The 14,327-nt window shown below is 64.7% G+C and carries 14 protein-coding genes, 1 tRNA gene and 1 riboswitch; of the genes, 10 read left to right on the top strand and 5 right to left on the bottom strand.

Features of this window, described 5'->3' with window-relative positions:
• Position 1: 1 nt before the first annotated feature.
• Genes bioA through bioB form a run of 4 tightly spaced genes read right to left on the bottom strand, consistent with a single transcriptional unit; the run spans position 2 to position 4,036 of the window.
• Complete coding sequence (gene bioA / locus R2C4_RS05570; RefSeq protein WP_141889897.1) at positions 2–1,300, bottom strand: adenosylmethionine--8-amino-7-oxononanoate transaminase; 1,299 nt, start codon at positions 1,298–1,300, stop codon at positions 2–4.
• A complete protein-coding gene (gene bioD, locus R2C4_RS05565; protein WP_141889896.1) occupies positions 1,297–1,923 on the bottom strand; it encodes a dethiobiotin synthase in 627 nt (208 codons plus the stop codon). The genes bioA and bioD overlap by 4 nt, the downstream gene beginning before the upstream one ends.
• Positions 1,920–3,059, bottom strand: coding sequence for an 8-amino-7-oxononanoate synthase (locus tag R2C4_RS05560; protein ID WP_141889895.1), 1,140 nt, complete (start codon positions 3,057–3,059; stop codon positions 1,920–1,922). The genes bioD and R2C4_RS05560 overlap by 4 nt, the downstream gene beginning before the upstream one ends.
• Entirely contained in the window at positions 3,059–4,036 is a 978-nt protein-coding gene (bioB, locus tag R2C4_RS05555; RefSeq protein ID WP_058284384.1) for a biotin synthase BioB, read from the bottom strand. Before bioB ends, R2C4_RS05560 begins: the two co-directional genes overlap by 1 nt.
• A 213-nt stretch (positions 4,037–4,249) precedes the next feature.
• Positions 4,250–4,378, top strand: a riboswitch (TPP riboswitch).
• Positions 4,379–4,516: 138 nt separating this feature from the next.
• On the opposite strand from bioB, the gene thiC reads away from it, so the two are divergent.
• From thiC to thiD, 7 genes are read left to right on the top strand one after another with little or no spacing between them, the layout of a single operon-like run.
• Complete coding sequence (gene thiC / locus R2C4_RS05550) at positions 4,517–6,331, top strand: phosphomethylpyrimidine synthase ThiC (protein ID WP_141889894.1); 1,815 nt, start codon at positions 4,517–4,519, stop codon at positions 6,329–6,331.
• Positions 6,328–7,296, top strand: a complete 969-nt coding sequence (locus R2C4_RS05545; RefSeq protein WP_141889893.1) for an FAD-dependent oxidoreductase — start codon at positions 6,328–6,330, stop codon at positions 7,294–7,296. Before thiC ends, R2C4_RS05545 begins: the two co-directional genes overlap by 4 nt.
• The gene (gene thiS / locus R2C4_RS05540) at positions 7,265–7,462 is read left to right on the top strand and encodes a sulfur carrier protein ThiS (protein WP_141889892.1); all 198 of its coding nucleotides are present in this window, start codon (positions 7,265–7,267) and stop codon (positions 7,460–7,462) included. The genes R2C4_RS05545 and thiS overlap by 32 nt, the downstream gene beginning before the upstream one ends.
• Before the next feature lies 1 nt (position 7,463).
• Positions 7,464–8,231 carry a thiazole synthase gene (locus R2C4_RS05535; protein ID WP_141889891.1) on the top strand — a complete coding sequence of 256 codons (768 nt, stop codon included), beginning with the start codon at positions 7,464–7,466 and terminating at the stop codon, positions 8,229–8,231.
• The gene (locus tag R2C4_RS05530; protein WP_058284489.1) at positions 8,231–8,824 is read left to right on the top strand and encodes a thiamine phosphate synthase; all 594 of its coding nucleotides are present in this window, start codon (positions 8,231–8,233) and stop codon (positions 8,822–8,824) included. The genes R2C4_RS05535 and R2C4_RS05530 overlap by 1 nt, the downstream gene beginning before the upstream one ends.
• Positions 8,821–9,789, top strand: coding sequence for a HesA/MoeB/ThiF family protein (locus R2C4_RS05525; protein ID WP_141889890.1), 969 nt, complete (start codon positions 8,821–8,823; stop codon positions 9,787–9,789). The genes R2C4_RS05530 and R2C4_RS05525 overlap by 4 nt, the downstream gene beginning before the upstream one ends.
• Positions 9,786–10,490 (top strand): bifunctional hydroxymethylpyrimidine kinase/phosphomethylpyrimidine kinase, encoded by a 705-nt coding sequence (gene thiD, locus R2C4_RS05520; protein ID WP_141889889.1) that lies wholly within the window; start codon positions 9,786–9,788, stop codon positions 10,488–10,490. Before R2C4_RS05525 ends, thiD begins: the two co-directional genes overlap by 4 nt.
• A 149-nt stretch (positions 10,491–10,639) precedes the next feature.
• Here the strand turns inward: thiD and R2C4_RS05515 are convergent, their stop codons facing one another.
• Positions 10,640–11,629: a hypothetical protein gene (locus tag R2C4_RS05515; protein ID WP_141889888.1), complete on the bottom strand. Its 990-nt coding sequence runs from the start codon at positions 11,627–11,629 to the stop codon at positions 10,640–10,642.
• Positions 11,630–11,797: 168 nt separating this feature from the next.
• Between R2C4_RS05515 and R2C4_RS05510 the strand changes: the two genes are divergently transcribed.
• The 3 genes from R2C4_RS05510 (at position 11,798) to R2C4_RS05500 (ending at position 14,325) form a co-directional block, all read left to right on the top strand.
• Positions 11,798–12,286: a hypothetical protein gene (locus R2C4_RS05510; protein ID WP_141889887.1), complete on the top strand. Its 489-nt coding sequence runs from the start codon at positions 11,798–11,800 to the stop codon at positions 12,284–12,286.
• Positions 12,287–12,497: 211 nt separating this feature from the next.
• A tRNA-Thr gene (locus R2C4_RS05505) sits at positions 12,498–12,573 on the top strand.
• A 366-nt stretch (positions 12,574–12,939) separates the two neighbouring features.
• Positions 12,940–14,325 carry a hypothetical protein gene (locus R2C4_RS05500; protein WP_141889886.1) on the top strand — a complete coding sequence of 462 codons (1,386 nt, stop codon included), beginning with the start codon at positions 12,940–12,942 and terminating at the stop codon, positions 14,323–14,325.
• The last annotated feature ends 2 nt before the right edge of the window (positions 14,326–14,327 follow it).

Genomic DNA, 14,327 nt, shown 5'->3' with positions numbered 1-14,327 from the left:
CCTACAGCTCCCGCGCCAGCCGCAGCATGCCCGCGGTGATTTCGCTGAGCTGATCCGGCGAGGTGATGAAGGGCGGCATGGTGTAGATATTGGTGCCGAAGGGGCGCAGGAACACGCCCATCTCGTGCGCGCGGGCGTGGGCCTCATCCGCCGAGACGCGGTGTTTCATCTCGATCACCCCGATGGCGCCCAGCACCCGCACGTCCGCCACATTGGGCAGATCGCGGGCCGGGGCCAGTTCGGCCTGCATCTGCTCACCGATGGCCGCCACGGTGCCGCGCCAGTCCTGCCCCGTCAGCAGGTCCAGCGAGGCCTTGGCCGCGGCGCAGGCCAGCGGGTTGCCCATGTAAGTCGGCCCATGCATGAACAGCCCCGGATTGCCGCCGCCGATGCCTTGGGCCACGCGGTCATTGGTCATGGTGCAGGCAAATGAGATATGGCCGCCGGTCAGCCCCTTGCCGAGGCAGATGATGTCCGGCTCAACCGTGCAAAAATTGGTGGCAAACAGCTCTCCGGTGCGGCCGAACCCGGTGGCGATCTCGTCGAAGATCAGCAGGATGCCCAGCTCATCGCAAAGGGCGCGCGCCTGATTGAGATACTCCGGGTGGTAGAAATACATGCCGCCAGTGCCCTGCACCACGGGTTCCAGGATTAAGGCAGCGATCTTCTGCGCGTTGGCCTCCAAGGCCGCGCGCAGCTCACCCAGGCCGTTCTGCGCCGGATTGTCGTTCCAGTCCTCATGAATGCGGATCGGCGGGCGGGAGACGAAATGCTGCACGCTCAGCGCGCCCTGGAACAGGTGGTGCATCCCGGTGTCCGGGTCGCAGACGCTCATCGCCTTCCAGGTATCGCCGTGATAGCCGGAGCGGATGGTGGCGAACTCCTTGCGCTCTGGCTGGCCGATGGCGTGCTGATACTGCACCGCCATCTTCATCGCCACTTCAACCGAGACCGAGCCGCTGTCGCAATAAAAGATGCGAGTGAGGCTGTCCGGCGTGATCTCCAAGAGCTTGCGGCCGAGGTCGATGGCCGGATCATGGGTCAGCCCGCCGAACATCACATGCGGCAGGGTGTCGAGCTGGTCGTGAATCGCCTTGGTGATTGCCGGGTTCCTGTGGCCGTGCATCATGCACCACCAGGATGACATGGCGTCGATCAGCCGGGTTCCGTCGTCCAGTGTGATATGCACGCCCTCGGCTTCCTTGACCACAAATGTCGGCCCGGGCTTGGCCACGTTGGTGTAAGGGTGCCAGAGGTGCTGCTGGTCGAATTCGAGCTGGGTGAGGCCTGCGGCGCTCATGACAGTGCCTCCCTAATCAGGTCCAACCGGATGCTGGCCTGAAAAGCCACGGCCAAGGCGTCAGAGGTCAGCGCGTCCAGCACCGGCAGCCTTCCCAGATGCGCCACCTGGCCGAACTGGCAGATGGTTTCCTCCACCGCAGGTTCCGGATCTCCGATGAAGGCCACGCCGACAACCGTGCAGCCTGCATCGCGCAAGGCATTCAGAGACAGCAGCGTGTGGTTGATCGTCCCCAGCTGCGTGCGTGCACACAGGATCACCGGCGCGCCCCAGCGGGCAAACAGGTCGAGATACAGCACCTTGCGGTTCAAAGGCACCATCAGGCCGCCTGCCCCCTCGGCCACCAGCACGCCGTCCACTTCGGGCAACGGCAGCGCGTCCGGGTCGATCTCCACCCCTTCGGCCTCCGCCGACAGATGCGGCGAGGCGGGCAGTTGCAGCAGGTATCCCTCCGGCAGCGCCGGGCGGCCGGACAGGCGGGCGACGATCTGGCTGTCGGTCTCCTCCTCCAGCCCGGATTGCACCGGCTTCCAATAGGTCGCGCCCAGCGCCTGCACCAGACCGGCGGAGAAGATGGTCTTGCCGATGCCGGTATCGGTTCCGGTGACGATCAGCGCGCTCATGCTGCACTCTCCATTTCCCGGGCGAGGTCTTCGAACATCGCGGTGATGACCTCTGCCGCTGTATTCAACGTGATCGACAGCCGCAGCCGCGAAGTGCCGCGCGGCACCGTCGGCGGGCGGATGCCGCGGATGTCATAGCCATGGCCTTGCATGGCTGAGGCCAGCGCCATGGTGCGCTTGTCGTCGCCGATCACCACCGGCAGAATTTGGCTCTGGAAACCCTCCAGCCCGCACAGGCGTTTGGCTTCGTCTTGGGCATGGGTGATCCCCTGCCACGCCCGTTCGCGGCGGCCCGGGTTCTGCTGCAGCTCCTGCAAGGCGGCCCGCACCAGTGCCGCGTTCAAGGGTGACGGCGCCGTGGCAAAGATGAACCCGCGCGCCTTGTTGATCAGCGTCTCGATCAAAACCTTCTGGCCGCAGATCAGCGCGCCCGAGGCGCCCAGCGCCTTGCCGCAGGTGTGTAAGGAAAGGACGTTGGGGCGGTGGGCGATGCCGTGTGCCAGCCCGCGGCCCAGATCGCCGAACACGCCGGAAGAATGCGCCTCATCCACCACCAGCACCGCGCCTTCGGCATCCGCCAGCGCCATCAGCGCGTCCAGCGGCGCCAGGTCGCCGTCCATGGAATAGACCGCCTCAACCGCGATCCAGGCCTGCCCTGTGCCGCCCTCAGCACGCCATGTCTTCAGCACCCGTGCGGCATCCTCCGCATCGCCATGAGCGAAGCTGCGGGTCTCGGCCCGGCCCAGCCGCATCCCGTCATGGGTGCTGGCGTGGATCAGCGCATCATAGAGCACCAGATCGCCCTGCTGCGGCAGGGTTGAGAAGATCGCCTGATTGGCATTGAAGCCGCCGCCCATGAACAGCGCGGCCTCGGTTCCAAAAAACGCGGCCGCCTCGGCCTCCAGCAGTTGATGCTCCGCGTCATTGCCGCGCAACAGGCGCGCACCGCCGGCCCCGACCGGCACACCGCGCGCCAGCGCAGCGGCGGCGGCGGCGCGCAGCACGTCGCTGCCCGCCAGACCAAGGTAGTCGTTGGAGGCAAAGTCATGCCCGTCCCGCGGCATCAGCTGCCGGTAGCGCCCGCGCGTGCGCAGCGCTTCCAGCGATTTCTCATGCCGGGGGAAGGCGCCCGCCATCAGCGGCTGCCGTCGCAGCCTGCCGCCATCGCGGTGATGCCCAGACGGTCAAACAGCTGCTGGTCCTTGTCCTCTTCGGGGTTGTCCGCAGTCAGCAGCGTGTCGCCCACGAAGATCGAGTTTGCGCCGGCAAAGAAACACATCGCCTGCATCTCGTCCGACATATCGGTGCGGCCTGCGGAGAGGCGCACATGGGATTTCGGCATCAAAATCCGGGCCAGAGCCACGGAACGGACGAATTCGATCGGATCCAGTTTCTCGACATTGGCGAGCGGCGTGTCGGCAATCGGAATCAGCATGTTGACCGGCACCGAATCTGGATGCACCTCGAGCGTGGCCAGCGCCAGCATCATGTCGATGCGGTCCAGCTGCTTCTCCCCCATGCCGACGATGCCGCCGGAGCAGACCTTGATACCCGCCTCGCGCACCCGGTTCAGGGTGTCGATACGGTCGGCAAAGGTGCGGGTGGTGATGATCTCGGAGTAGTAGCGCTCCGAGGTGTCGATGTTGTGGTTGTAATAGTCGAGGCCTGCGTCCTTGAGGCGGAACACCTGCTCCTCGTCCAGCATGCCCAGCGTCATGCAGGTTTCCATGCCCAGGTCCTTGACGCCCTGCACCATCGCCTCAAGCGCGGCCATGTCGCGGTCCTTGGGCGAGCGCCAGGCGGCTCCCATGCAGTAGCGGGTCGCGCCGCCTTCCTTGGCTTTCTTGGCCTCGGCAATCACCCGCTGCACCTCGATCAGCTTGGAGGCCGAGAGCTGCGCGCCATTGCGCGCCGACTGCGAGCAATAGGCGCAATCCTCGGCGCAGCCGCCGGTCTTGATGCTGAGGAGCTTGGATTTCTGCACCTGGTTGGGGTCGAAATACTGCCGGTGCACGGTGTGCGCCTGAAACAGCAAGTCCATGAAAGGCTTATTGTAAATCGCTTCCGCTTCCTCGCGGGTCCAGTCGGTGCGGATGGGTGCAGCGTCCAGCATGCTGTCTCCTGTTCTCTATACCTGTTGGCCATGCGCGGATGGCGTTGCGGATTTTTATAGATAATTTTGCAAGCGCCGATCAAGCACCAAAGCCGCGCTGCAGCGATTTGCCCCGGGTTTTCAGCAATAATCCACCGAAACCCATGATTCAAAGGGATAAAAAATATCTACAAAGATTCCGGTTGACGCGAACCCCGCACCTCCCCTAGCCCTATAGGCACGCAGGGGAGTCCCGCCCAAGGGACTGAGAGGCGTCATGGTGCGGGGCAACCCGGACCGGCGGCGCGACCCTTTGAACCTGACCCAGTTGATACTGGCGTAGGAAGCAAGAAACATGGTGCGGCGCCCCCTGCGGCAACCCGTGTTTCGAACAGGCAGCATGCGTGCACCGGCCGTACACCGGCTGTACACCCCCCTGCCCGTTTTCCTCCGTCCCGGCTCAATTGGTGTTTTTGAACCGAAGGCCCGGAGGAACACCAGATGAACGTCCCCAACCCGAAAATCACCACAGGTGCCTTGCCCGCGTCGCGCAAGATCTACGTCAGCGGCGAGGTCCATGAGGACATCCGCGTGCCGATGCGGGAAATCTCCACCCACCCCACCGCGGCCGAGGCGCCGCTGCCGGTCTATGACAGCTCCGGCCCCTATACCGACCCGGACGTGCTGACCGACATCCGCCAGGGCCTGCCCGCGCTGCGCCACCAGTGGATCCTCGCCCGCGGCGACGTTGAGCGCTATCAGGGCCGCGACGTGAAGCCGGAGGACAACGGCTTTGTCGAGGGCGACCGGCTGACGCCGGAATTCCCGGTGAAACCCGCGCCGCTGCGCGGCAAGGATGGCAAGGCGCCGACCCAGCTGGCCTACGCGCGTGCAGGGCTAATCACGCCGGAGATGGAGTTCGTGGCGATCCGCGAAAACCAGCTGCGCGAGCTGTCGCCCTGCCATGCAAATCGCGACGGCAATGATTTCGGCGCCAACATCCCTGATTACGTGACGCCGGAGTTCGTACGCCAGGAGATCGCCGCCGGCCGCGCCATCATCCCGGCCAACATCAACCACCCGGAAATCGAGCCGATGATCATCGGCCGCAACTTCAAGGTGAAGATCAACGCCAATATGGGCACCTCTGCCGTCACCTCCTCGATGGAGGAAGAGGTCGACAAGCTGGTCTGGGCGATCCGCTGGGGCGCCGACACGGTGATGGACCTGTCCACGGGCCGCAACATCCACAACACCCGCGAATGGATCGTGCGCAACTCGCCCGTTCCGATCGGCACGGTGCCGATCTACCAGGCGCTGGAGAAAGTAAACGGCATCGCCGAGGACCTGACCTGGGAAGTGTTCCGCGACACGCTGATTGAGCAGGCGGAACAGGGCGTCGATTATTTCACCATCCATGCCGGTGTGCGGCTGCATATGGTGCCGATGACGGTGAACCGGGTGACGGGGATTGTCTCGCGCGGCGGCTCGATCATGGCGAAGTGGTGCCTGCATCACCACAAGGAGAGCTTCCTCTATGAACATTTCGAGGAGATCTGCGACATCTGCCGCCAGTATGACGTCTCCTTCTCGCTGGGCGACGGGCTGCGCCCCGGCTCCATCGCCGACGCCAATGACGAGGCGCAGTTTGCCGAGCTGGAAACCCTGGGTGAGCTGACCAAGATCGCCTGGGCCAAGGATTGCCAGGTGATGATCGAGGGGCCGGGCCATGTCGCCATGCACAAGATCAAGGAGAACATGGACAAGCAGCTGGAGTGCTGCCACGAGGCGCCGTTCTATACGCTGGGGCCGCTGACCACCGACATCGCGCCGGGTTATGACCACATCACCAGCGGCATCGGGGCGGCGATGATCGGCTGGTTCGGCTGCGCGATGCTGTGCTACGTGACGCCGAAGGAGCACCTGGGCCTGCCGGACCGCGACGATGTGAAAACCGGGGTGATCACCTACAAGATCGCGGCCCATGCTGCCGACCTTGCCAAGGGGCTGCCGGGCGCCCAGCGCCGCGACGATGCGCTGAGCCGTGCCCGGTTCGAGTTCCGCTGGGAGGATCAGTTCAACCTGTCGCTGGACCCCGACACGGCGCGCGAATTCCACGACCAGACCCTGCCGAAACAGGCGCACAAGGTGGCGCATTTCTGCTCCATGTGCGGGCCGAAGTTCTGCTCCATGCGGATCAGCCACGACATCCGCGCCGAGGCGCAGAAGGAAGGCATGGAGGCCATGGCCGCCAAGTTCCGGGAAGGCGGCGAACTCTATGTGCCTGCCGCCGAGGCTGCGGAGCTGGCCGAATGATCACCATCGCCGGTGCGGGCCTGGCCGGCCTCGCCTGCGCCTTTGAGCTGGCGCAGCGCGGGGCGGCGGTCACCGTCTATGAACGGGGGAAAACGCCCGGAGACAGCAGCGTCGCGCGCTTTGCGGGCGGCATGCTGGCGCCCTGGTGCGAACGCGAAAGCGCCGAGGAGGACGTCATCACCCTCGGCAGCCGCGCCGCCGGCTGGTGGGCCAGGATCACCCCGGTCCACAGGCGCGGCACGCTGGTGGTGGCGCCTGCCCGCGACCGGGCAGAGCTGACCCGTTTTGCCCGCCGCACCACCGGCCACCGCGGCGTGGACGGGGCGGAGATTGCGGAGTTGGAACCGGCGCTGGCGGGGCGGTTTGCGCAAGGGCTGTTCTTTGAGCAGGAAGCGCATCTGGACCCGCGGCGGGCGCTGCGCGATCTGAGCGCCACGGTGCAGGCGATGGGCGTGGAGATCCGCTATGGCTCCCCCGCTCCGGCCGGTGTCACCCTGGACTGCACCGGCATGGCGGCGCCACTGCCCGGCCTGCGCCCGGTGCGCGGCGAGATGGCCGTCCTCCATTGCCCGGAGGTGGAGATCACCCGCACCCTGCGGCTGCTGCATCCGCGGATGCCGCTTTACCTGGTGCCCCGCGGGGACGGGTTTTTCATGATCGGCGGCACCATGATCGAGAGCAGCTCCGGCCGGGGCATCACCCTGCGTTCGCTCAGTGAACTGCTGAGCGCTGCCTTCGCCCTGCACCCGGGCTTTGCGGAGGCCAGCGTGGCGGAGACCGGCGCAGGGCTGCGCCCGGCTTTCGCCGACAACCTGCCGCGGCTGACCGAACAGGACGGCACGCTTTACCTCAACGGGCTTTACCGCCACGGCTTTTTGCTTGCCCCCGCGATGGCAGAAGCCGCGGCCCGCCGCCTGCTCCAGGAGACGACAGATGAAGATTATCGTGAACGCCGAACCGCGTGACGTGTCGGCAACCGATCTGCAGGCGGTCCTGCACGAGCTGGGCTTTGCCTGCTCGGCGGTTGCGACCGCGCTGAACGGCACCTTTGTGGCCCGCGAACAGCGGGAAGAGGTGCAGCTGTGTGAAGGCGACCGGCTGGAAGTGCTGGCGCCGATGCAGGGAGGGTGAGATGCGCGTTTACGGAACAGAGATCACCTCGCGTCTGCTGCTGGGGACGGCCCAATATCCTTCGCCCGCGGTTCTGGCGGCGGCGGTGAAATCCAGCGGCACGGAAATCATCACCGTCAGCTTGCGCCGCGAAACCGCCGATGGCTCCGGCGCCGGGTTCTGGGACAGCCTGCGGGAGACCGGCTGCCGGATCCTGCCCAATACCGCCGGCTGCCATTCGGTGCAGGAGGCGGTGACAACGGCCCATATGGCGCGGGAGCTGTTTGATACGCCCTGGATCAAGCTGGAGGTGATCGGCCATTCCGACACGCTGCAGCCGGATGTGTTCGGACTGGTGGAGGCGGCGCGGATCCTCAGCGCCGAGGGGTTCCAGGTCTTTCCTTATACCACCGACGATCTGGTGGCGGGGGAGAAGCTGCTGGAGGCGGGCTGTGAAGTGCTGATGCCCTGGGGCGCGCCGATCGGCTCCGGCCAGGGGCTGCGCACCCCGGATGGCTTGCGGGCGATGCGGGCGCATTTCCCGGACGTGCCGCTGATCGTGGATGCCGGGATCGGGCGGCCTTCGGACGCGGCGCAAGCGATGGAGCTGGGCATGGATGCGGTGCTGCTGAACACCGCAGTGGCCAAGGCAGGCGACCCTGCCGGGATGGCCCGCGCGATGGCCTTGGCGGTTGAGGCCGGACGCCTTGGGTATGAGGCCGATCCGATGGAGCGGCGCGATATGGCGGTGCCCTCCACCCCGGTTCTGGGCCTGGCGGAGTTTGCATGATGGAACGGTTCTATCTGATCACCGGCCATGTCGGCCGGCTGGAGCTGCTGGTGCCGCAGGGGGCGAGGCTGGTGCAGCTGCGCATCAAGGATCAGCCCGAGGCGGAAGTCCGCCGGCAGATTGCGCGCGCGCGCGACTTTTGCGCGGTGCACGGCGCGCAGCTGGTGGTCAATGACTACTGGCAGGCGGCGCTGGAGCTGAATTGCAATTTCGTGCATCTGGGGCAGGAGGACATGGACACCGCAGACTTTGCCGCGCTGCGCCGCCGCGGTGTGCGGTTCGGGCTGTCGACCCATGATGAGGCAGAGCTGGAGCGCGCGCTGTCCTTCGGGCCGGCCTATGTCGCGCTGGGGCCGGTCTATCCGACGCTGCTGAAGAAGATGAAATGGGGGCCGCAGGGGCTGGAGCAAGTGGCGCGCTGGAAGCGGATGGCGGGAGACACCCCCCTGGTTGCGATCGGCGGGCTGACGCCGGAGCGGCTGCCAGGGGTCTTTGCCGCAGGGGCCGACAGTGCGGCGGTGGTGACCGATATCCAGCTGGCAGAGGACCCTGAGGCGCGCACCCGCGAATGGGTGGAGGCCTGCCGCACATGAGCCGCTATGCGCGCCAGATGATCCTGCCCGAAGTCGGTGCCGGGGGTCAGGAACGCCTTGCCAAGGCGCATGTGCTGGTGGTGGGCGCCGGGGGCCTCGGCTGCCCGGTGCTGCAGTATCTGGGCGGCGCGGGCGCCGGGCGCATCACGGTGATGGATGGCGACGCGGTGGAGGAGAGCAACCTGCACCGGCAGGTGCTTTATTCCATGGCCGATCTCGGCCGCCCCAAGGCGGAGGCCGCGCGGCGGCATCTGCTGGCGGCCAACCCGGATCTGCAAGTGACGGCCCTTGTGCAGCCGCTGGACGCCGCCAATGCCGCGGCGATGGTTGCGGAGGCCGATCTGGTGGTGGATGCCGCGGACAGTTTTGCGGTGTCCTACATCCTCTCGGACACGTGCCGGCAGCAGGGCAAGACGCTGATCTCCGCCTCGGCGCTGGGGCAGTCGGGGTATGCCGGGGGCTTCTGCGGCGGCGGGCCGTCCTTGCGCGCGGTGTTCCCGGATCTGCCCGCGCAGTCCGCGACCTGCGCAACCGCGGGTGTGATGGGGCCTGCCGTGGGCCTAATCGGCGCGCTGCAGGCGCAGCTTGCCCTGAAGGCGCTGCTCAACCACCAGCCGTCCCCGCGGGGACAGTTGTTTATTTTCCGGCTGCAGGACCTGCAGGTCAGCTCGTTCCGCTTTGATGATGCCGCGGAGCCGGAGGATGCCCTGCCGTTCATTGCGGCGTCTCATATCCGCCCTGACGATACGGTGATCGAGCTGCGCGAGGCCGCCGAAGCCCCGCGCTTGCCTGTGCCGCAGGCCCGCCGGATGGCCCGCGCCGGCCTGCTGGCGGCAGAGCTGCCGCGCGCGGGCCGGATCGTGCTGTGCTGCCGCACGGGTTTGCGGGCCTGGGGCGCGGCGCAGGACTTGCAGCAGGCGGGATACGGCAACCTGGCGCTGCTGGCCGCTGGGGACGGCGGATGACCTGGATCCTGGCGATTGGCGGCACCGACAGCAGCGGCGGTGCGGGCCTGAGCCGCGATACGGCGATGGCGGCAGCGCTGGGGGTGTCCGTGCGCCCGGTGGTGACAGCCGTGACGGTGCAGACCAATGAGGCCGTGCTGGCCGTTCACCCCTGCCCCGCACTGAGTGTTGCAGACCAGGCGCGCGCCGCCCTGGCAACGCCGCCGCGGCCCGGTGCGGTGAAGATCGGGATGCTGGGCTCCGCCGCAGTGGCAGAGGCGGCGGGCGCGGCTTTGCCTGCGGGACTGCCCATCGTGTTGGACCCGGTGCTGAAGGCAAGTTCCGGCGGCACGCTGATGGCGGCAGACGGTTTTGGCGTGCTGCTGCGCCGGGCGGCGCTGGTGACGCCGAACCTGGCGGAGCTGGAGGTCTTGTCCGGCGTGCTGGGCAGCCCTGAGGCGCAGGCCGCTGCGCTGCTGGCGCTGGGGGTGCGCGCGGTGCTGGTCAAAGGCGGCCATGGCACCGGGGCGGAAAGCACCGACCTGCTGTTCACCCCAGATGGCCCGCCCCTCGCCTATGCCGCGCCGCGGCTGGCAGTGTCCAAACGCGGCACGGGCTGCAGCCTGGCCACGGCCGTCGCCTGCCATCTGGCCAAGGGCAGCAGCCTGCTAGCAGCCTGCCGCAACGGCAAAGAAGACGTGCACCGCTGGCTGCGCCGCTGAAGCGCAAAGGGCCGCTGGCAGACGGTTTTAGGGCCGGTTTCGGGACGGAACCTCCCCGGCGCCCCTCCCCAATGCCTCGGCGGACCGGCTGCTGCCATATGCCCGCGGCATGTGGCGCGCATTTCAGTGAGCAGAAAGACACGCCGGCCTCAGCGCATCCAGAAGCCTTCCTTTTTGATCCGGTTGCGGATTGCCTGCTCGCGCCGCGGCAGGTTTTCGCGGTCAAACAGCGCCCGCACCTTCGCGCCGCGGCCCTGATAGACCATGCGCTTGATCGGCTCATAGGCTTTCAGCACTTTCTTGATCCGGTTCGGCGCGGTGATTTCGTGCAGCAGCTCCACCACCCGGTCGCTCTCGCGCGCGTAAAGCAGCGGAAACAGCCGGTAGTGGCAGCTGGTTCCGCCATCCAGATAGCCCGCGGGCAGCGCGTCGCGGCCGCCTCCGAAGGAATGGATCACCAGCGGCAGCACGATCTGGTCGAGCCAGGGGTCGAGGCTCTGGCCGGTCAGTTCGGCTGGCGGATCGTCCCGGACCGACTGCGCATAGGCCAGGAACCGCGCGCCAAAGGCCCGCGGACAGGCGCCGTAGAAAAAGCCCGCGTTGAAATAAAGGTAGCGCTTCCAGTATTCATCCGGCTGGCTGAGGTCGAGGCTGGACGGGAAATCCAGGCCGAAACGGGTGTAAAGCGACTGCCAGATGCCGGTATAGCCCGGCCCGTACAGCGTCGGCTCGGGCCAGGTCCCCTCGACCCGCAGGGACGCCGAGGGCCGGGAGAAATCAAACGGCACCTCCGCCAGCTCGCCGGTGATCAGTGTGTCGGTGTCGAAAAAGACAAACGGCTCCCCCTCAGGCAGGGCCTGCAGCGCCTCGATCTTGTTGCCATAGGGGTATGCGGCGCCGAACACCTGGTTCTCAAACGGCAGGATTTCCGCATCCAGTTCCGCCAGCGCCTGCAGCACCTCCGGATTGCGGATGCTGGGATCCTTGTCCCACAGGGGCCCCGGCTGCGGCACCGCCACAAACAGGCGGCCGGAAAATCCGGGGGAGCAGCGGCGCAGCGAGGCGGCAAACAGCACGGCCTCATACTGCAGCCGGCCCGCCTGGCCGATGATCATCACGCTGAAGGGGGCATTTGCCATTGTTTTCCCCGTTTTCCGTCTCTGCCGGGCGGTTAGGACTGCCTGTTAAGGCCGCAGGCAGACCTGCCTGCTAAGGTAGCTACAAGGCGGCAGGATGCCGTGCAACAGGCCGTTGGGAATTTCGGGCGCCCCTGTGTCAGCGCGCGGGCCCTCAAATGGAGCGAGAACATGATTGACGTGATCCTGACGATCATCGCCGCATCGGCACAGCCGGGCCAGGGCGGCGCAGCGCCCGAGGCTGCGGCGCTGTCTGCGCCTGCCCCGGCCGCCCCCGTGCTGGCAGCGGAGCCGCAGGAGGCCGCCGGCCGGTTCACCACCGCAGCCGAGGTGAAGCCGATTCTGGCGGCAACCCGGGCCAGCTGGATCCACGTGCGCGAGTTCGGCGGCCAGGACCTGCTGTATGTCACCCACCTGTGGTCCTGGCGCTGCGGCCTGGCGCAGGTCAGGCTGGGGGTAAACGGCGCCGCGCCGGAACTCTGGCCGCTGCCGGAGTGCCATCTGGACGAAGGCTTGCCGAACATGATCAAGGCTGAGGACGGGATGCCGTACCGCAGCTATCCGCCGGGCTCGATCCAGCATGTTGCCGTTGAGGTGACATACGACGACCTGAGCCGCGAAACCCTGACCTTCGGGCGCAATGGCCAGCCCTTGCAGTAAGCCTGAACCGGCCTTGCGGCCTGTCCGCCGGGTGCTGTGCAGCCGCTGTCCGGCCATACCGGCACGGCTGCAAAAAGCCCCCTTGGACCGGGGCCCTTCAGCACCCGCCAAGCGCGCTGAGACCCTGCTTGCCCGCAAGCCTGTTCTTTTGCTGAAAAGACCTCTTGCGAGGGACCCGCGAAGGATGTTAAGCGCGGTTTCACAGCTAAGTGCCCCTATAGCTCAGCTGGTAGAGCAACTGATTTGTAATCAGTAGGTCCGCGGTTCGAGTCCGTGTGGGGGCACCATTTGCACTAAAAAAATCACTCAAAATCAAATCCTTACCCCCAGCCCATCTGGGCTTCTTACGCTATTTTCACGCAAACCGCTTGGGGGGGGCAGCGCCTGGCTTTTTAGGGGGGGATTCAGCGGTATGGTTCGTTGATTTTGCGTGCCATGCCACCTGGTGGTGAGAACGGCTGACAATTCGAAGCGGACCTGTGGCTTGCGGAATGTGCCGCAATCAGAGAGGAGAATACGCCTTTACGAACCTATGGAATAACGATACAGCTACACCACAAGATATGGTGGTTACGAGCAAGGCTTCTGATTTAGCATGTCGCTCGCATCACATGAACTGTGAAGATTTAGCTCTAGCGGAGGATGAGCGCTAAATGCCTCTTGTAGCGCGCACCGATCCTGATCCGCTTAAGATGAAATCACCGCAGAATGTTGATGCGCAGCTCATTAAGTTGCTAGATTCCAGAGGGGTAGACCCCGACTTTTGGTCATCTAAGGATCGAGATAGGTCCGACAGCGCCCATAGCATCTTCCAATACCCTGCGATGATGGTTCCGCTTGTCCAGCGCCGGTTGCTTGGTGCAGTGTTGGAGGCTCGGCCAGATATCCAATCAGTTTATGACCCTTTTATGGGGTCTGGTACCTCGCTGGTTAGCGGGATGCACTATGGCTTGCAGACCTACGGGAATGACATAAACCCCTTGGCGATTTTGATCGGACGGGTTCGAACTGCCCGAATAATTGAGCCAGAAGTAGGCGTCTTTGCTGAGCAAGTAGCAAACGATGCTGCTGCTGATCCGAGGAACACTATTGAAACTTCCATGGCCAACTTAGAGAAGTGGTTCCAGGAGGGGGTGTTTTTGGAACTGTCCCGTTTGCGCCGCGCAATTCGCAAATGTAAAGATCTTTGGGTTCGGCAATTCCTTTGGGTTACACTGGCCGAAACTGTCCGGCTGACCAGCAACGATCGAACTTCGACCTATAAACTTCATGCTCGCCCGTTGTCGGAAATCGCAAAACGAAAGTTGTCACCAATCGCAGTTTTCCGCGACCTGGCGCGTGAGAACTCTGCAAGCTTCTCTTCCTTCAGGCAACGTCTCGATGACGCCGGTAGACTTAAAGATGGTAAGTACGTCGCAGATACTGTTGTACGTGTAGGTGATACGCGCAGTGCAAAGGATCACTGGGCGGATGTTGCGCCATTCGATCTGCTAATGACCTCCCCCCCATATGGAGACAATCTGACTACAGTCACCTATGGGCAGCATTCCTACCTTCCACTGCACTGGATCGACTTTAAAGATATTGATCCGGCTGCGGACGAAGCGACCCTTCGTACGACCCAAGAAATCGATCGGCGTAGCCTCGGAGGCGCCACCAGCGACAACGTATGGACAGAAGAAAAGTTGTTTGAAGCTTCACCTCGCTTGGCACGTTTTGCTGATAGATTGCCAGCGAAGCCAACGGATGGGCGTGCCAGGCTGGTCCGCTTCTATAAAGATGTAGGAGCAAGCTTGGAAAGCATCCTAGATGTGATGAAGCTCGATAGTTACATGATTTGGACTGTCGGAAATCGTAGCATTGCCGGACAGCAAGTTCCAACTGATCTCGTCCTCGGCGAACTTGCTGAAGGTCTAAATTGCAAGGTGGTCACAACATTGACACGGCGAATTCATCACAAGCGTATGCCTGATAGGAACGCCAGTTCGACGACTATGCGGGAAGAGAAAATTCTCTTGATCCGCAAGGCTGAGGTTTAACC

This window comes from Leisingera aquaemixtae, from assembly GCF_006740765.1.
Taxonomy (GTDB): domain Bacteria; phylum Pseudomonadota; class Alphaproteobacteria; order Rhodobacterales; family Rhodobacteraceae; genus Leisingera; species Leisingera aquaemixtae.
This window is presented reverse-complemented; position numbering and strand designations above follow the sequence as displayed.